The organism is uncultured Abyssibacter sp. (genome assembly GCF_964000955.1).
Classification (GTDB): domain Bacteria; phylum Pseudomonadota; class Gammaproteobacteria; order Nevskiales; family OUC007; genus Abyssibacter.
In genome coordinates this window covers 13954-31723 of sequence record NZ_CAXFCL010000329.1, presented here as the reverse complement: position 1 = coordinate 31723, position 17770 = coordinate 13954, and the positions used below count along the sequence as shown (strand labels likewise).

The window sequence follows — 17770 nt, the reverse complement described above, 5'->3', positions numbered from 1 at the left end:
CGCCATCGATGCCGATGGATCAACATTCACATACTTGATCGGATACCGTACGCGCCGGGTCGACCCATTCTATGGCAGCACGACACTGGTCGACTCATTACCGGATAACGAAGACTATGCGGTCATTGCCACTCGTCCGTTCCAGATCGATCCAGGCACAAAACAATATATGGCGGGTGTCGACAAACGTACGACCGCTGAGAAGATCCATGTAAGGTCTGGCCGCCGGAACGTTTTAATCGATGCACCCAAGAAAGGACCTGGCGAGTTCGTCACGGACATACATGGCGAGATCCGGTTATTTTCTGCATCTGGTGACAGCCCGCTAACCACCGAAACCTACTATCTAGATCCAGAAACATCAGATGTCTGGAATAAAATCGATATTGAAGGAATCAGTGGATTAACCCCGGTATCGGTCTCATCGGACAATAAATCCATTTATCTGCAAGGACTCAGCAGCACTTCGACGGATTGTCTGTATCAAGTCAGCCTGGATAATTTTTCACCCAAACAACTTGCCTGCCGCGACGATGTCGATCTCTTCAGGCTCGCCTTCTCACCCGACGGCACTCGCCCTATTCGCGCCTACTTTCAGCCTGGGCGCTTTCAATCGGTCAACCTTTCCCCCGACACCGGCGAGGGCAAACTGCTTGAAGCCATTCAACAGAGGTTTGCCCCGAACTTGGTGATACCAGCTGGATGGTCATCCGATGGAAACCGGCTGGTCTTCCAGGTCGCGGGAGACAAAGTTCCGGGCGAATTCTTTCTGTTCGATCGGAAGGAAAACCAGGCGCGTTTCCTCCTGTCCGCACGCCAGTGGATTGATCCCAATGCAATGGCTTCGCGCCAACCTATCGAGTTCGACGCCAGAGACGGTCTACGCATCCGCGGGTATTTGACGCTGCCGCCCGGCAGGAACCCCAAGAGGTTACCGATGGTGGTGCTCCCTCACGGTGGTCCAATCGGCATTCGGGATGGCTGGTTGTGGGACGCCGACTCTCAGTTTTTGGCCAGCCGTGGTTATGCGGTGCTTCAGATCAACTTTCGAGGGTCTGGCGGGTACGGCGCAGACTTTGTTGAAGCCGGCCGACAACAGTGGGGACTCGGCATGATCGACGACATCCTAGACGGCACGCAATGGGCGATCGACCAAGGCACTGCGGATCCAGACCGCCTATGCATATATGGGGCGAGTTATGGTGGATATGCATCTCTCATGTCGGCAGTCCGAAAACCGGACCTCTTTCAATGCGTTGTTGGATATGTCGGCGTCTACGACCTGAGAACAATGGCTAAAAATACAGACATCGTACGATCCCAATTCGGCCGCAACTTCTTCGAAGAGTTTGTTGGCGGATCAGAAGAAGAACTTGAGCGCCAGTCACCGATGCAGCTTCTCGACCGACTAAAAGCGCCGATGCTCATCGTTCACGGAAAGGAAGACCAGCGCGCGCCATATTCCGAAGCCGAAGCGCTTCGCGATGCGATGAAGGAAAAGGGACTCAAGTACGAGTGGATGGCGCGAGCGAAGGAAGGACACGGTTTCTACAAACTAGAGAACCGCATCGCCTTCTATGAGAAACTGGAAGCGTTTCTGGATAAACACACGACAACACCAGACTCCTAAGACGCCTCTAGGCGCCGAATCCGCCCATCCCCCGCTGTCACTACAAACGTGGCGTCGAGGGACTGCTCGTCGGTGACTGCGGTCACCGTCGGCACGGTCCAGTACTCCACCTGGGTGCGCTCGCGATCCACGTCGACGACGAGATAGCCGTTCCGGGTGCCCTCGTAGTACTTGCCGTGGATGTTGATGGCCAGCAACGCGCCGCCACCGCGCGCCAGCAGGATGTCCTCCAGGTCGCCGGTGCTGGTGTCCGGCCCGAGCGTCTGCGGATCACCAGCGGAGCTGATCGAGGGCGCGACGAACTCGGTGGCGAGCACGCCCCGGCCGGTCAACGGGTCGTAGACCAGCGGGTTGTTCGGGTCACGCGTAACCTCGAAGACGATGGAGGCGTGCACGTCGCCGGTCAGCACGACGATGTTGTCCACTCCGCCCTGCTCGATCGCGTCAAACAGGCGGTTGCGCGCCGGCTCGTAGCCGTCCCACTGATCCGGATTGGCGAAGATGCTGGCTCCGGTCGCGGCTGGCGCGCCGAACAGCTTGAGCGGTGACAGCACGACCTGATTGCCGAGCAACCGCCATCTCGCGGACGATGTCTGCAAACCGTCGATCAGCCACTGTTCCTGCTCCGCGCCCAGCATCTGCCGCTGCGGATCGACAAAGTCGCCGGTCTGGGTGAAGAAGTCGCCGACGCCGAGATTGCCGGGCAGCACTTCATCGCGCCCGATGCGCCGGGTATCCAGCATGAACAGATCGATCAGGTCACCAAACGCGAAATCGCGGTAGATGCGTTCGGGATTAGCGGGGTCCGGCGGGCGAATCGGCAGCCACTCCATGGCGGCCTGCAAGGCGTTGGCCTGGCGAACCTCGATCGGCCCGTGAATCTCCGGGTCATGGTCATTGGGATCGGCCCCACCGCTCCAGGTCCCGTCGACGGTTTCGTGGTCGTCCCAGACCCAGATCATCGGATGGGCCGCGTGCAGTGCCTGCAACTCGGGCTCGCGCCGGTAGCTGGCGTAACGGGCACGGTAGTCATCGACCGTGACGACATCGATCGGCGGCTGGTGAGCGCGCACGGCGTCACGATCGGTTTCGTAGATGTAGTCGCCCAGATGCAGGAACAAATCGATGTCGTCGCGCTCGGCCAGGCGCGCATAGGCGTTCCACAACCCACGCGAGTAGTCGCCGCAGGTCGCCACGCCAAGCCGCACGCGCTCCGGCGAGCCGGTGGGCAAGGTCCTGGCGCGGCCGACGGGTGACGTGACCTCGCCCGCCGTGAACAGGAACCAGTAATGCCGGCCCGGCTGGAGTCCGGTGGCGTCGACCTTGACCGTGAAATCCCGTGCGGCATCGGTGACGACATCACCCCCGGTCACCGAAACGGTCAGATCGGCATCCTCGTAGACCGCCCAGGTCACGGTGACCGGCTGATCACCGGCCTCCGGCGTGATGCGCGTCCACAGCATCACGCGGTCGCTCAGCGGATCACCGGACGCGACACCATGGATGAAACCGACGGCATCGGGCTCGGGGCCGGCGCCGTCGTTCACGCCAGGCGCACCGGACTGCCCGCAGGCCGGGAGCAGACTGGTCGCGGCGAGCGCGGTCCCAGCCCGCAGAACATCGCGTCGATTCGGTGGCGCCATGGTCACACTGCTCCCGATTCAAATCCGGACAGCATAATTGCCTCGCGTGAATCCGGGATGATGCAAAGCGCGACCGGTATGCTGGAATGCGTTTCGAGCCATCAGGGAGGGGGCGTTGACCGAACTGACCGACACCTTGCGCGACTTCGTGCCCGCGCTGCTCGTCCTGACTGTCATGATTCTGGTGCTGGGCGGCCTGCACTGGTGGCTGCTCGCGCGGCGCGGGGATCTCGGCAACGAGGCCCGGCTGCCCCGCCAGTTGCTGCTGGCTGGCGGCACGCTGGTCGGCCTGTTGCTGCTGGTGCTGGCACTGCCCATGTCGGACAGCCTCCGCGGACAGGTGCTCAGCCTGCTCGGTGTCGTGCTCACCGGCGTGATCGGCCTGTCGTCGACCACATTCGTGGCCAATGCCATGGCGGGGGTCATGTTGCGGGTCGTCGGGCAATTCCGGCCCGGCGACTTCATCCGGCTTCAGGATCGGTTCGGGCGCGTCACCGAGCGCGGTCTGTTCCATGTGGAGATCCAGACCGAGGACCGCGACCTCACCACCTTTCCCAACCTGCTGCTGATCACGCATCCGGTCACGGTCGTGCACCGCAGCGGCACCATCGTCTCCGCGCAGGTCTCGCTGGGGTACGACATTCCCCGCGACGCCATCGAGGAAGCCCTGGTCGAGGCCGCCGGACGGGCCGGCCTGGAGGATCCCTTCGTGCAGGTCGTCGCATTGCAGGATTTTTCCGTGCTCTATCGCCTGGCCGGCACGCTCAATGAGGTCAAGCACCTACTGACGGCGCGCTCGAACCTGCGCAAGTCCATGATGGAAGCGCTCCATGGCCGCGGTTTCGAGATCGCCTCGCCGACATTGATGATCCAGCGTCAGCTCGCACCCGATACCGCCATCCTGCCGGAGGGTCAGCCCGCGAATCCCGCGACCGAACCCGGTGTCGTCGATGCGGACGCGCCGGAATCCAGGATCTTCGACAAGGCCGACGATGCTCAGGCGCTGGAGCACGCCCGCGAGCAACTGGCCGCGCTGGAGGATCGCGACAGTCCGGAGCGAACGGCGCTGGAACGGCAGATCACCGAACTCGAGGCGCGCCTCAAAACCCGGGGTGATACATCGGAGCCCGGGGCCGACCGCTAGAGCGACTCGCGTCTCCGAATCTGAAGAGAAAGTGAGATACTAGGCGGTATGCCAATCTCACGACGTGTCGGCGAGGTGTCTCGTGCCGCAGCGGTGCTGCTGTGCATGACGACGCTGTCCGCCTGTGTGCATTCGGTGGAGCGATCGCCCACCGACGGCATGCCGCTGCCCGCGGACTGGATGACGGCGTCCCCGACCGCCGAGGCGACCGGTGATCCGCGCTGGTGGATGCGGTTCCAGCAGCCCGGCCTCAATGCGCTGGTCACCGATGCGCTGACGCGCAACCGCCAGCTCCAGGCCGCACGAGCCCGGCTGGATCAGGCCGATGCGCTGCTGCGGCAGCAGACCTCCGGACTTTATCCGTCGCTGGAGCTCAACGGCCGTGCCAGCCGTGGCAAGAACGTGATCTTCATCGGCGATCAGCGCGTCCAGACGATCAGCAACCAGTACAGCCTGTCGGCCAGCGCCGCCTACGAGGTCGATCTTTGGGGACGCGTGCGCCACGGCCGCACCGCATCCCGGCTCGATGCCCAGGCCGCCGCGCTGGATGCGACCGCCGCGGCCCACAGCATCGCCGCCCAGGTCACCGAAACCTGGCTCAGCCTGATCGAGACCGAAGCGCGCCTGGCGCTGACCCGCTCCCAGGCCGAGCTGAACACCCGCTATCTCGAACTGACCCGCCTGCGCTTCGAATACGGCTCCGGCTCCATCGTCGGCATCCGCCAGCAGGAGCAGCAGGTGGCCGGCGTCGAAAGCCAGGCGCCGCTGCTGACCGCGCAGGCCGGCGTGCTGCGCAACCAGCTGGCCGTGCTGGCCGGACACCCACCCGGCAAGATGCGCATCGCAGTGCCCGGCAGCCTGCCGCAGTTGCCGCCACCGCCCACCGCGGGACTGCCGGCCGATCTGTTGCTGCACCGACCCGACGTCATGGCCGCGTATCGACGCGTGCTGGCCGCGGATCATCGCGTCGGCGTGGCGGTCGCCGACCGGCTGCCCAGCCTGCGCCTGACCGCGGATACCGGCTACCAGTCGCAATCCACCGAAACGCTGTTCGACGACCTGATCTGGAGCGTCGCCGCCGGCATCGTCGGCCCGGTCTTCGACGCTGGCCGCCGCGCCGCGGAAGTCCGACGCACCGACGCCGTGCTGCGCGAGGCGCTGGCGCAGTACGAGCAGGCCTTGCTGGACGCGATGGCCGAGGTCGAGAACGCTCTGCTTCAGGAACAAGAACAGCGACGGCATGTCGAGGCGCTGGAAAAACGCGTCGCCGCAAGCCGCTCACTGCTCGAAGCCACGCGTGATCGCTACCAGAACGGCCTGTCGGACTATCTGCCCGTACTGACCGCGCTAACCACGCTGCAGGCCGACGAGCAGTCCTATCTGACGGCCAAGCGCCAACTGTTGTCCTACCGCGTCCAGTTGCATCGCGCACTGGGCGGAGACTGGTCGGTGGTCGACACCGGCAACGGGGAATCCTCATGAAACGACGGACCAAGGTCTTCGCGTTCTTCGGCATCGTGATCCTGGGCATGCTGATCCTGACGGTGCTGGTGAAGACCAAGCCAAAACCGGGTCGATCGGACGCCGGCCCCGTCAAGCCGCTGGTCGAAACGGTCCAGCTGACGGCCGGCACGGTGCGGGTGGAAATCGACGCCACCGGCACCGTGCAGGCGGCCCGCGATGTCCAGGTCACCTCCGAGGTCGGCGGTCGCGTGGAAGCCGTGGCGCCCGATTTCATTCCCGGTGGACGCGTGAAGGCCGGCGATGCACTGATCCGCCTGGAGGCCGAGCGCTTCGAGCTGGCCGTGGATCAGGCCCGGGCGAACCTCGCCCGCGCCCGCAGTGATCTGGCCCTGGAGCAGGGCCGGGTTGAGGTGGCCGAACGCGAATGGACGCTGTTCGACCGCACTGACGCGGACGGTGCGCTGGCCCGGCGCAAACCGCAGCTCGCCGCCGCCCGTGCCACGGTAAAATCCGCGGAGGCGCAGCTGCGCGATGCCCAGCTGAACCTCGAACGCAGCACCATCACCGCCCCATTCGACGGCGTCGTCCAGTCCGAATCCGTCGAGGCTGGTCAGGTGGTCAACGCCGGCCAGCAGCTCGGCCGACTGCTCGGTGACGACGTGTTCCACGTGCTCGCAAGCGTGCCCGTGGACCGCCTGCAATGGTTGCCCTTGCCGACCGCCGATGGCTCCGCCGGCGCGGCCGCCGACATCCGCCAGCCGAACACCACCAGCGCCCGCAAAGGTCGGGTGATCCGCGTGCTCGGCGATCTGGATCCGGAAGGCCGCATGGCCCGACTGCTGCTGGAGGTCCCCGAACCGCTGAGCGGCCCGACACCGCTGCTGGTTGGCGCCTTCGTCGACGTCGCGCTCCACGGCCGCGAACTGGTCGACACCATCGCAATACCGCGCGCGGCGCTCATCGGCTCCAACGCGGTGTGGCGGGTGAACGACGACAACGCACTGGAAAAGACATCGCTGACCATCACCTGGCGCAGCGATGACGCTGTCTTCATCCGCAGCGGCAGCGGCGGCCTGAATGACGGCGATCGCATCCTGAAGACCCGCATCCCGCTGGCGGTTGAGGGCATGCACGTGCGCATCGCCGGCGACGACGCTCCCGATCGGACCGAAGCCGGCGAGCCGGGCTGATCATGAACGCGCCTTCATCAACCGGCCGCAAACCCGAGTGGATGCGCGGCCCGCTGGCCTGGCTGGCGGCCAACCCGGTGGCCGCGAACCTGCTGATGCTGGTCCTGATCATCGGCGGCTGGATCATCGGCAGCGGCGTCAAGCAGGAAGTGTTTCCGGAATTCGACGCCGACATCATCACCATCGACATCGCCTACCCGGGCGCCAGCCCGGAGGAAGTCGAACAGGGCATGATCCTGGCGATCGAGGACTCGGTGCGCGGCATCGATGGCGTCAAGACGGTGGAATCCCACAGCTATGAGGGTGCCGGAACAGTCGTCGCCGAGATCGTGTCCGGCTATGACCCCGACAAGGTCTCGACCGACGTCAAGAACGCGGTGGACCGCATCACCAGTTTCCCGGAAGACGCGGAGCGGCCGATCACCAGCCTGGTGGCGATCAAGACGAAGGTGATCACGCTGGTGCTGCACGGCAACACCGATCACGCCACCCTGAGGGATCTGGCCGAGCGCGCCCGCACCGACCTGCTGAACCGCCCAGACATCACCGAGGTCGTGCTGACCAACGCGCCGCCCCGGGAGATCGCCATCGAGGTGTCGTCCAGCGCCCTGCACGCCTACGGTCTGTCGCTGCCGCAGATCGCCGACCGCATCCAGAGTCACGCCGTGGAGCTGCCGGGCGGCGCCATCCGCACCGAGGGCGGCGAGGTGCTGGTCCGCATGGACGAGCGACGCGATTTCGCACGCGAGTTCGATGATATTCCGCTGCGCACCAACCGTGAGGGCACGGTACTCACACTGGGCGACATCGCCACCATCCGCGACGGATTCTCCGACAGCTCCTACCTGGAAACCCGCTTCAACAACGACCCCGCGGTGATGCTGGAGGTCTTCCGCGTGGGCGACCAGACCCCGATCAGCGTGTCTGGCGCGGTGCGCGACTACACCACCGAGCTGAACGGCCAGCTGCCGGAAGGTTTGCGCGCGGACACCGTCTACGACGACTCCGTCTTCTACGAAGACCGCATCAACCTGCTGCTGCGCAACGGCTTGCTCGGGTTCGTGCTAGTCATCGTGTTGCTGACGCTGTTCCTGGAACCCAGACTGGCGTTCTGGGTCACGCTGGGCATTCCCATCTCGTTTCTTGGCGCCATGCTGCTGATGCCGGCGATGGACGTCAGCTTCAACATGATCTCGCTGTTCGGGTTCATCGTGACGCTGGGGATCGTGGTCGACGACGCGATCATCGTCGGCGAGAACATCTACCACCAGCGCGAGCTGGGGCACGGACGGTTGAAGGCCGCGATCCTCGGGGTGCGCGGCGTCGGTGCGCCGGTCGTGTTCGCCGTGCTGACAACCATCGTCGCATTCTCGCCGCTGTTGTTCGTCCCCGGCCCGGCCGGCAACTTCTTCCGGGTGCTGCCGGCCATCGTGATCTGCGTTCTGCTGATGTCGCTGGTCGAGTCGCTGGCCATCCTGCCCAGCCACCTCGCCCATTCGAAACATCCGCGCACCACCGGCATCGAGGGCTTCCTGGTGCGATTGCAGCATCGTGTCGCCGCATGGATGGACCGGGTGATCGAGCACCGTTACACGCCGGTGGTCCGCTGGGCGACGATGCACCGGACCATCTCCATCGCCACCGGCATCGCGGTGTTCTTCGCATCCATCGGACTGGTGGCGGGCGCGCGCGTGAAGACCGAGTTCTTCCCCAACATCGATGCCGACTTCATCTTTGCCAACGTGCGGGTGCCCTACGGCTCGAACATCGAGCTGACCCGGGACACCCTGGACAAGACCGTGGCGGCGATGCACGAGACGCTGGCCGAATACCCGGACGACGCCCGCATCGTCGACGCGGTCATCACAGTGCTGGGCGATCAGCCGAATCTCTCGCAGGCCTACCGGCCCGGCGACGGCCTGGGGTCCAGCCACCTGATCAGCGTGCAGGCCACACTGGCGCCGGCCAGCGAGCGCGACGTCAAGACCCAGGAGTTCTCGGACCGCTGGCGGGAAAAGGTGCAGCGGATTCCGGGCGTGGACCGCACCCAGTTCGTTCACACCACCGGACCGGGCGCGGGCGCCGACCTGACCGTTCAGCTCAAGCACCATGACGTGGACACACTGGAGGCGGCCGCGGACATGCTGGCCGCCAAGCTGCGCGAGTTCACCGGGCTGTCCGACATCGACAACGGCTACTCCGGCGGCAAGGAACAGCTGAACGTGACGCTGACCGAAGCCGGCAAGACGCTGGGGCTGACCTCCAGCGAGGTCGGCCGCCAGATACGTGGAGCCTTTTTTGGCGCCGAGGCGCTGCGCCAGCAGCGTGGCCGCGACGAGGTGCGGGTGATGGTGCGTCTGCCGGCGGAGGAACGCGCCGAAGAGGCGACGCTGGAGGACCTGCTGATCCGCACGCCCAGCGGGGGACTGGCCGCGCTGTCGGATGTCGCCCGGGTCGAACGCGGCCAGGCGTACACCACCATCAACCGGGACCAGGGCCGCCGGGTGCTGAACGTCACCGCCGAGGTCGACGCCAACGTCACCCAGACCAACGACGTGATCGCCGAGCTCGCGGGCTCCGTGCTGCCGGCGCTGCAGGATCGCTTTCACGGCCTGCAGTTCAGTTTCGAAGGCGCCAACCGCGACGAGGCCGAATCCCAGACCGCGATCTTCACCGGCTTCCAGCTCGCGCTGATCGGCATCTTCGTGCTGCTGGCCATGGCCTTCCGCAGCTATCTGCAACCGATCATCGTGATGTCCGCCATCCCGTTCGGCATCGTCGGCGCGATCTGGGGGCATCTGCTGCTGGACTACAAGATGAGCTTCATCTCGCTGTTCGGCATTGTCGCGCTCTCCGGCGTGGTCGTGAACGACTCGCTGGTGCTGATCGACGCGGCGAACAAGTACCGCGCGGAGGGGTTGAGCAAGCGCGACGCGATCATCCGGGCCGGCCAGCGCCGTTTCCGCCCGATCGTGCTGACATCGCTGACCACCTTCCTCGGGCTCGCGCCAATGATCATGGAAACCTCGGTGCAGGCGCGATTCATCATCCCGATGGCCATCAGCCTGGGCTTCGGCATCCTCTTCGCCACGGTGATCATCCTCATCCTGGTGCCGGCGATCTACCTCGTCATCGAGGACTTCCGTGACTTCCTGACCCGCCTGTTCGGCGGCGCCGAGCATCCGGAAACCGAAGACGAACTGGCGTAAAACCTCCCGGGTGGCGCAGTAGTGCGCCGCAACATTGGCTTGACTGCCGGTGTCGACAAGGCAGCCAGGGCAAGGACAGCGGGCATCCCGAACGCTAGTGTCCGTGCCTCACGCATTGGCTGACCACGACACATGAGCATTGCAGATCAGAGCATGGCGCGCGGACTGCGCGTACTGAACCGCCTCGCCGGCGGGACCCTGCTCGACCGCCTGGGCGTTCGCAAGCAGAGTGAACGGGCGATCTACCACGCCTCGCGCACGGGATTCGGCGTCGCCGCCGCCGCGGCGCGCAGCTTCAAGGGCGGCCCCAAGCCGGACCGCGCCCAACGCCTGCCCAGCGCCGGCGACCCCGGTCTGTTCGATCTGACGCCCAGTGAAGACCAGGCCATGCTGCAGGATGCCGCGCAGCGCTTCGCCGACGAGGCCCTGCGACCCGCCGCGGAAGAGGCCAACGAGGCCTGCTCCGCCGAGAAGGATTTGCTGGACATGGCGAACGAACTGGGCATCGCCATCCTCGGCATCCCGGAAGAACTGGGCGGCGCGGGCACCGAACGCAGCACGGTCACCAATGTACTGGTCGCCGAGGCGCTGGCTCACGGCGACATGGGGCTGGCCTTCGCCTGCCTGGCGCCGTCGGCCGTCAGCAATGCCCTGGTGTTGTGGGGCAACGCGGAACAACAGGGCAAGTACCTGCCCGCCTTCGCGGAGGAGACCACACCGGTCGCCGCGCTGGCGCTGTCCGAGCCTGTTCCGCTGTTCGATCCGATGTCACCGGCAACCGTCGCCAAGCCGGTGGATGGTGGCTGGTCGCTGAGCGGCATCAAGTCTCTGGTCCCGAACGCCGCCACCTGCGAGCTGTTCATCATCGGCGCCATGGTCGAAGGCGAGGGCCCGGCGCTGTTCGTCGTCGAGTCCGACCCGGCGACCATGTCCATCGCTCCGGATCCGGCGATGGGCCTGCGCGCCGCCGCGACCGGGCAGGTGCAACTCGACGGCGTGGTCGTCCCGACCGCCGCCCGCCTCGGTGACGGCGCCAAGGCCGCGACCGACGCTTACACAGAATGCGTCCGCCTGAGCCGTCTGGCCTGGTGCGCCATGGCCATCGGCACCGGCAAGGCCGTGCTCGACTACGTGATTCCCTACGTCAACGACCGACAGGCCTTCGGCGAACCGATCAGCCACCGCCAGTCAGTGGCCTTCATGGTCGCCAACATCGCCATCGAGCTGGAAGGCATGCGCCTGACCACACTGCGCGCCGCGAGTCTGGCCGAACGTGGCAAGGCCTACGCCCGCGAGGCCGCCGTGGCCCGCCGCCTGTGCGTGGACAAGGGCATGCAGATCGGCTCCGACGGCGTGCAGTTGCTCGGCGGCCATGGCTTCACCAAGGAATACCCGGTCGAGCGCTGGTATCGCGACCTGCGCGCCATCGGCGTCATGGAGGGCGGCCTGCTCGTCTGAGCGCCGCGGAGAAAACAATCATGATCAATCTCGAAGTCCCGAAGAAATTCACCGGCCTGGTCCGCCAGGCGCATCAGGTCTCCAAGGAAGTGCTGCGCGCCAACTCGCGCAAGTACGACCTCGCCGAGCACGAGTACCCCAAGGAACTGGACATGCTCGCCGCGCTGGTCGACGGCATGAACGATGGCGGCGGCCAGGGTGCCGGTGCCGCGGGCGTGCGCCGCGACAAGTCCGACGACGGCAGCAACAAGAACGGCAGCAACCTGTCCACCGCGCTGGGCATCATCGAGATGTGCTGGGGCGACGTCGGTCTGCTGCTGTCCATGCCGCGCCAGGGCCTGGGCAACTCCGCCATCGCCTCGGTCGCCAACGACGAACAACTCGATCGCTTCGCTGGCCGCTGGGCCGCGATGGCGATCACCGAGCCGGGCTGCGGCTCCGATTCGGCGGCGATCCGCACCACCGCGGTCAAGGATGGCGACGAGTACATTCTCAACGGCGAGAAGATCTACGTGACCGCAGGCGATCGCGCCGATCTGGTCGTGGTCTGGGCAACACTGGACAAGAGCGTCGGCCGCGCCGCAATCAAGTCCTTCGTCGTCGAGAAGGGCACGCCCGGCTTCGAACTGGTGCGTCTGGAGAAGAAGCTTGGCATCAAGTCCTCCGACACCGCCGCCTTCGTGCTGAAGGACTGCCGAGTGCCCGCGGAGAACCTGCTGGGCGACCCGACGGTCAACGTGGAAAAGGGCTTTGCCGGGGTCATGCAGACCTTCGACAACACCCGTCCTCTGGTCGCGGCGATGGCCATCGGCCTGGCCCGTGCGGCACTGGAGGAAACCCGCAAGGTGCTGGAAGACGCCGGCGTCGTCATCGACTACGACCAGCTTGCGACCAAACAGACCGCGGCGGCCGCCGACTTCATCCGCATGGAAGCGGACTTCGAGGCCGCCCGTCTGCTGATGATGGAAGCCGCCTGGATGGCGGACAACCGCAAGCCGAACTCGCTGCAGGCGTCCATGGCCAAGGCCAAGGCGGGACGCTCCTGCGTCGACATCAGCCTCAAGTGCGTAGAGCTTTGCGGCAACCTCGGCTACAGCGAGGACAGCTTCCTGGAGAAGTGGGCGCGCGACAGCAAGATCCTCGACATCTTCGAGGGCACGCAGCAGATCCAGCAGCTCATCATCGCCCGGCGCCTGCTGGGCAAGTCCTCAGCCGAACTGAAATAGGCAAACACGCCACCAACGGTAGACTGGGATGCCCGCCGACTAGGCGGGCATTTCATTTCCACCGCGGGTTCTCATGTCACATCCCGGACACCGGGCCACCGCGCTGCTGCTCGCGAACAGAATCCTCGGGACGTACTGACCCCGCCCGTCGGGGCCATTCAAGACATTGATATCGCCGCCGATAAGGACAAGGCAACCCAGAGGTCTCACGCCATGTCCGCCGAACAGCTTCTTGCCCACGCCAACAAACTGCCCACCGTCCCGAAGGTGGTGCACGAACTGATGTCCTCCTTCCAGCAGGAAGACGTCGAGACCGCACGCATCGCAGGGCTGATCGAAACCGATCCGGTGATCAGCGCCAAGGTGCTGCGCCTGGCGAACTCAGCCTATTTTCACCGCAGCCGCAGCATTGGCAGCATCAGTGATGCCGTCATGCACCTCGGCTTCGAACGCGTGCGCAATCTCGTCGTTGGCTGCGGCCTGATCGGATCGATGCAGACCCCGCCCGGCATGGACAAGCCCGGGTTCTGGCGGCATGCGGTCTTCACCGCGGTCGCCTCGCGCGAGCTGGCCAAACTCGGCCAGAAGAGCGCCTCCAGCGAAACCGTGGAGCCGGAAATGGCCTTCGCGGCCGGCATCATCTACCCGGTGGGCGAGTTGCTGCTGCGCTGGGCAAAACCGATGGAGCTGTTCCAGCTCGACGGTTGCGAGCCCTACTGCACGCCCGCCCGCGCTGAATCGGAGCGCAAGATCGTCGGACTGGATTTCGCATCGACCAGCGCACTGCTCGCCGATCACTGGAAATTTCCGAAGGAACTGTCCGACGGACTGCGCGCCGCGGGCGACCCCGACAACGCCGAACCCTTCTCACCGCTGGGCGCCATCGTCGCGGTGGGCTCGGTGCTCGCGGCGGCCTCGGCAATCCGCATGGAACCGCCGGTCAACGGATACACCCTCAACCGCGTCGGCATCCGCATCGATCAGGTCTGGAGCCTGCCGCCGATCAACGAATTGTCCAACGGACTGGACACGATGCTGCTGGAATCCTGATCGACAACGCCCGCCTCAGGACAACCGACGCGGCACCTGCTGGGCCACCAGCGCAAGTATCCACGCGATGCCGGCTGCTACCGCCCCGGCCACGAACAGCGGCACGTATTGCTCGATCCGCCCGTACCAGCCAGCCATGATCGCCGCCCCGTTGGCCTGACCAATCGCGAAGGCCACCGTCGCACCCGCCCACCAGCGGGCATGCGCCGCGGCACCGGCGATCTCGGCCAGCGCCGCGGAGGTCATCGACACCGCGCCAGGCACCAGTGCGCCGATGACCAGACTGGATAGCGTCAGCGTCACCGGATGGCCGGTTACCACCGGCACCACGACCGCCAGCGCCGTGGCGGCGTAGCAGGCCTGCAACATCATCGGCACGCCCACGCGTCCGGCCATGCGGACGATGACGGTCGGTCCGATCAACGACCCGAAGCCGACGATCCACCACTGAACGGCGGCGAATCCTTGGCTCATCCCGCGTTCGCGCACGAGAAAGTCGACCCAGAACACGCCGTGGGGAACAATCCCGACCGCCTCGAATGCGTAGGCGCCGATCACCAGGACCGGCGCCACAAGCCACCATCCGCGCGGAGTGACGCCATGCGAGGCGCCCACTTCCGTCGGACGCTCGGCCTGCATCACGATCCACCCGCGCAGGCCGATCATCGCCGCGAGGCCGGCCAGCCCGGCCATCAGCAACCAGGCCGTGGTCGGTCCGATCCACGGCAGCGCGGTGGCCACCCCGGCCGTCAGCAGCGTACCCAGCCCGATTCCGGTGAAGGTCACCCCACTGACGCGCGCGCGCTCCAGCGGCGACACCGCGGTCAGCGCCGCGCTAACGCCCCTCACCATGAGCCAGGCGCCTGCCATCCCGCAGACGAATCGCCACGCGTTCATCCACCAGAGACCGAGCGGAATGGCACAGGCCAGAAAACTGATGACCACAAACACCAGTGCCGTCGGAATCAGGGAATGACGTTCCGAGCGCGGCGCGACCAGCGTCAGAATCGCACCCAGACAATAGCCGACAAGATTCGCGGCGCCGGCCTGCGCGGCCTCGGCGGGTGTCAGCCAGCCCGCTTGGATCATCTCCGGAATCAGCGGCGGATAGGCGAACCGTCCCAGCGCGATTCCGACCAGCGTGGCGCAGAACCCCAGCGTCTGAGCGGCCATTCGTTGGCGGCGGCTTGTCGCTCGCAGGGTCATCAAGAGATCGGGTTATCGAACAGGGCGGCGGATTGTCGCCGATCCCGCCGGCATTTGCCCGTCGTCAGGTTGTCCGCCGACCTGTCCCGGTCGCGAGGAATCGCGAGCTGGCGCGAGCATCGCGACCCGATGGGTCGCCCTTCAGCCGGCTTCCTCCTCACGGGCCAGCTTATCCCACAACGTGCCGGAGCGCTGGCCGGACTGATCATCCGCGGGAGGCAATTCATCGGTAGGCGGCGCGGAGTCCTGGGTGGACTCCAGCACGGCGCGATCGGAAGGTTCGTCGTCGATGTCCTGGCGATAGGCGACGATGATTTCCACACGCCGGTTGCGGGATCGCTGCTCGGGCGTGTCATTGGGCTCCAGCGGCCGCGACGACCCGTAACCACTGACGACAAGCTGTGACTCGTCGATGGAACCCACCTTGATCACCTCTTCGACCACCGACACAGCGCGGGCGGCCGACAGATCCCAATTGGAGGAGAACCCGCCGCCGCGATGCACCGGCACGTCGTCGGTGTGACCGGCCACGGTGACCTGCTGCGACTTGGCGTCGATCAGGCTGACCACGCGATGAATCAGGTCGCCGGCACCGTTGACCAGCCGCGCGCTGCCGGACGGGAACGACACATGCTCGGGAAAGCGGACGACGACCTGGTCGCGGTTACGCTCCAGAATGATGCGACCGATCTCGATGTCCTCCTTCAGGCCTTCCTTGAGCTTCCTGTATAGCGCCTCGCCGGCGGTGGTGGACACCACCTTTTCGACGGTCCGGACCTGCTGGGTCGGCGTGCTGTTGTGCCCGGTGCCTGAGATGATTCCGGTCTCCAGGCCCTGCTGGGCGTCGTCCCGCTTGCTGATGTACTGCACGCCGCCGAAGGCTTCACGCATCGAGCCAACCACCGCCTCGAACTTGGAGATGTCCATCTTCGCCTGCGCGAACAGCAGCACGAAAAAGCACATCATCAGCGACATCATGTCGGCGAAGGTCGCCATCCACAGCGGGACGTCGGTTCCCTTCTTCTTCTCCTTGGGTTTTGCGAACACGGGAATAGTCCGTCAGCCTGCGCCGATCAGGCGGCGGCCGCGGGGGCCTTGTCGTCGTTGGCCGCCTTGCTGTTCTTGCCTTCCGGCAGACAGGCCTTGAGGCATTGCTCCAGCAACCTCGGGCTGGTGCCTTCACGCAGTCCGATGACGCTTTCGACGATCAACACGCGAGTATCCATCTCCTGCTCCGCGCGCATTGCCAGCTTGTCCGCGATGGGCAGAAACACCATGTTCGACAGCATGGCGCCATAGAGCGTGGTCAGCAGCGCCACGGCCATGGCGGGACCGATGCCGGAAGGGTCGGACAGCGTGGCCATCATCTGCACCAGGCCAACCAGGGTACCGATCATGCCGAACGCCGGGGCGGCATCGCCCATGGCGCGAAAGACCTTCTCGCCCATCTCCGCGCTCTTGATTGACGCGGTGATCTCCTTGCCCAGCAGGTCCTTGATGAACGCGGCGTCGTGACCGTCCACGCACATCTGGATGCCCTTGCCCAGCAGCGGATCGGGAACCTCGACTTCCTCCAGCGCCAGCATGCCCTTCTTGCGTGCGGTGTCGGCCATCTCCTTGACGGTCTCGATCAGCTCGTAGGGGTCGACGGCGCTGAACTTGAACGCGGTCTTGGTCGCCGTGCCGAATGCCTTGAAGCATTCGCCGATGGGAAAGCGGATCAGCGTGCCGCAGAAGGCGCCGCCGATCACGATGATCATCCCGGGCACGTTGATGAACGGACCGATACCGGTACCCACGGCCATGGATCCGATGATGAGGACGAGTCCAACAATCAGACCGATGAGGGTCGCGAGATCCATGAGTGCCGCCTGTGGGTTCGTGCTGTCCGGGTTGCTGTTGTCTATCGGCTGCCGCCGCGGACTCTTGAACCGGAGGGTGACGATCCCGATAGCCGGGCCAGGCGTCGCTCAGCGCGTGAGATCCAGCTGCCAGTAGCCGACATCGATCCAGCGACCGAACTTGTAACCCACCGCGGGAAACACGCCGCGGCACTCGAACCCCAGGCGCTCGTGGAATGCAACGCTGGCGGGATGCGGCAACGCGATCACCCCCATGACCATGCGCATGTCACGCGCCCGGAGCTGATCGAACAGGTCGCGGTAAAGCAGGGTGCCAACGCCCTGGCCACGCGCCGCCTCGCCGAGGTAGATCGCGCTCTCGGCGACAAAGCGATAGGCCGCACGCGCGCGCCAGAGCCCCGCGTAGGCGTAGCCCAGTACCTGACCGTCGCGCTCGACGACGCGCCAGGGGAGGCCCTGATCCTGCACCCCGAGCACCCGTGCGGCGATCTGCCCGGCACCGAGCGTGTCTTCCTCGAACGTCACGACGGTATCGGTGATGAACGGGTTGTAGATCGCCGCGATGGTCGGCGCGTCGGCCTCCACGGCATCGCGAAGTTGGCAATCGGACATGTGGAATCAGGCCCCGTTCGGACAGTGGCTGGCGACCCGACGGAGTATGCCCGCACTGAACACGACCGTGCGCCAC

General features: G+C 65.4%; 13 protein-coding genes. 8 read left to right on the top strand and 5 right to left on the bottom strand.

The window, feature by feature from the left end:
- A partial coding sequence (locus ABNS06_RS16000) for a S9 family peptidase (RefSeq protein WP_348675602.1) occupies nucleotides 1-1630 on the top strand: 1630 nt, incomplete at its 5' end.
- Here ABNS06_RS16000 and ABNS06_RS15995 read toward each other — a convergent pair.
- Nucleotides 1627-3273: an alkaline phosphatase D family protein gene (locus tag ABNS06_RS15995; RefSeq protein ID WP_348675601.1), complete on the bottom strand. Its 1647-nt coding sequence runs from the start codon at nucleotides 3271-3273 to the stop codon at nucleotides 1627-1629. The genes ABNS06_RS16000 and ABNS06_RS15995 overlap by 4 nt on opposite strands.
- Nucleotides 3274-3388: 115 nt before the next feature.
- Here ABNS06_RS15995 and ABNS06_RS15990 point away from each other — a divergent pair, with 115 nt between their 5' ends.
- The 7 genes from ABNS06_RS15990 (at nucleotide 3389) to ABNS06_RS15960 (ending at nucleotide 14014) form a co-directional block, all read left to right on the top strand.
- Nucleotides 3389-4417: a mechanosensitive ion channel family protein gene (locus tag ABNS06_RS15990; protein ID WP_348675600.1), complete on the top strand. Its 1029-nt coding sequence runs from the start codon at nucleotides 3389-3391 to the stop codon at nucleotides 4415-4417.
- 75 nt (nucleotides 4418-4492) lie between these two features.
- On the top strand, nucleotides 4493-5899 hold the full coding sequence (locus tag ABNS06_RS15985; RefSeq protein WP_348675599.1) for an efflux transporter outer membrane subunit: 1407 nt from the start codon (nucleotides 4493-4495) through the stop codon (nucleotides 5897-5899).
- Complete coding sequence (locus ABNS06_RS15980; protein ID WP_348675598.1) at nucleotides 5896-7071, top strand: efflux RND transporter periplasmic adaptor subunit; 1176 nt, start codon at nucleotides 5896-5898, stop codon at nucleotides 7069-7071. The genes ABNS06_RS15985 and ABNS06_RS15980 overlap by 4 nt, the downstream gene beginning before the upstream one ends.
- Before the next feature lie 2 nt (nucleotides 7072-7073).
- Nucleotides 7074-10280 carry an efflux RND transporter permease subunit gene (locus tag ABNS06_RS15975; RefSeq protein ID WP_348675597.1) on the top strand — a complete coding sequence of 1069 codons (3207 nt, stop codon included), beginning with the start codon at nucleotides 7074-7076 and terminating at the stop codon, nucleotides 10278-10280.
- Nucleotides 10281-10412: 132 nt separating this feature from the next.
- Nucleotides 10413-11738: an acyl-CoA dehydrogenase family protein gene (locus ABNS06_RS15970; protein ID WP_348675596.1), complete on the top strand. Its 1326-nt coding sequence runs from the start codon at nucleotides 10413-10415 to the stop codon at nucleotides 11736-11738.
- Between the two features lie 20 nt (nucleotides 11739-11758).
- On the top strand, nucleotides 11759-12964 hold the full coding sequence (locus ABNS06_RS15965) for an acyl-CoA dehydrogenase family protein (RefSeq protein ID WP_348675595.1): 1206 nt from the start codon (nucleotides 11759-11761) through the stop codon (nucleotides 12962-12964).
- A 213-nt stretch (nucleotides 12965-13177) separates the two neighbouring features.
- Entirely contained in the window at nucleotides 13178-14014 is an 837-nt protein-coding gene (locus ABNS06_RS15960) for an HDOD domain-containing protein (protein WP_348675594.1), read from the top strand.
- A 15-nt stretch (nucleotides 14015-14029) separates the two neighbouring features.
- Here ABNS06_RS15960 and ABNS06_RS15955 read toward each other — a convergent pair whose 3' ends face one another.
- The 4 genes from ABNS06_RS15955 to ABNS06_RS15940 form a co-directional block, all read right to left on the bottom strand.
- Entirely contained in the window at nucleotides 14030-15187 is a 1158-nt protein-coding gene (locus ABNS06_RS15955) for a YbfB/YjiJ family MFS transporter (RefSeq protein WP_348675593.1), read from the bottom strand.
- Between the two features lie 174 nt (nucleotides 15188-15361).
- A complete protein-coding gene (locus tag ABNS06_RS15950; RefSeq protein ID WP_348675592.1) occupies nucleotides 15362-16267 on the bottom strand; it encodes a flagellar motor protein MotB in 906 nt (301 codons plus the stop codon).
- 26 nt (nucleotides 16268-16293) lie between these two features.
- Nucleotides 16294-17082, bottom strand: a complete 789-nt coding sequence (locus ABNS06_RS15945; protein ID WP_348675591.1) for a MotA/TolQ/ExbB proton channel family protein — start codon at nucleotides 17080-17082, stop codon at nucleotides 16294-16296.
- A 108-nt stretch (nucleotides 17083-17190) separates the two neighbouring features.
- The gene (locus ABNS06_RS15940; protein ID WP_348675590.1) at nucleotides 17191-17694 is read right to left on the bottom strand and encodes an N-acetyltransferase family protein; all 504 of its coding nucleotides are present in this window, start codon (nucleotides 17692-17694) and stop codon (nucleotides 17191-17193) included.
- Between the last annotated feature and the right edge of the window lie 76 nt (nucleotides 17695-17770).

Bases quoted from the DNA above. Each gene is read 5' to 3' on its own strand.
- ABNS06_RS15975 (WP_348675597.1), top strand. From the start codon at position 7,074: ATGAACGCGCCTTCATCAACCGGCCGCAAACCCGAGTGGATGCGCGGC.
- ABNS06_RS15955 (WP_348675593.1), bottom strand. From the start codon at position 15,187: ATGGCCGCTCAGACGCTGGGGTTCTGCGCCACGCTGGTCGGAATCGCG.
- ABNS06_RS15940 (WP_348675590.1), bottom strand. From the start codon at position 17,694: ATGTCCGATTGCCAACTTCGCGATGCCGTGGAGGCCGACGCGCCGACC.
- ABNS06_RS15965 (WP_348675595.1), top strand. From the start codon at position 11,759: ATGATCAATCTCGAAGTCCCGAAGAAATTCACCGGCCTGGTCCGCCAG.
- ABNS06_RS15960 (WP_348675594.1), top strand. From the start codon at position 13,178: ATGTCCGCCGAACAGCTTCTTGCCCACGCCAACAAACTGCCCACCGTC.
- ABNS06_RS15970 (WP_348675596.1), top strand. From the start codon at position 10,413: ATGAGCATTGCAGATCAGAGCATGGCGCGCGGACTGCGCGTACTGAAC.
- ABNS06_RS15980 (WP_348675598.1), top strand. From the start codon at position 5,896: ATGAAACGACGGACCAAGGTCTTCGCGTTCTTCGGCATCGTGATCCTG.
- ABNS06_RS15945 (WP_348675591.1), bottom strand. From the start codon at position 17,082: ATGGATCTCGCGACCCTCATCGGTCTGATTGTTGGACTCGTCCTCATC.
- ABNS06_RS15995 (WP_348675601.1), bottom strand. From the start codon at position 3,273: ATGGCGCCACCGAATCGACGCGATGTTCTGCGGGCTGGGACCGCGCTC.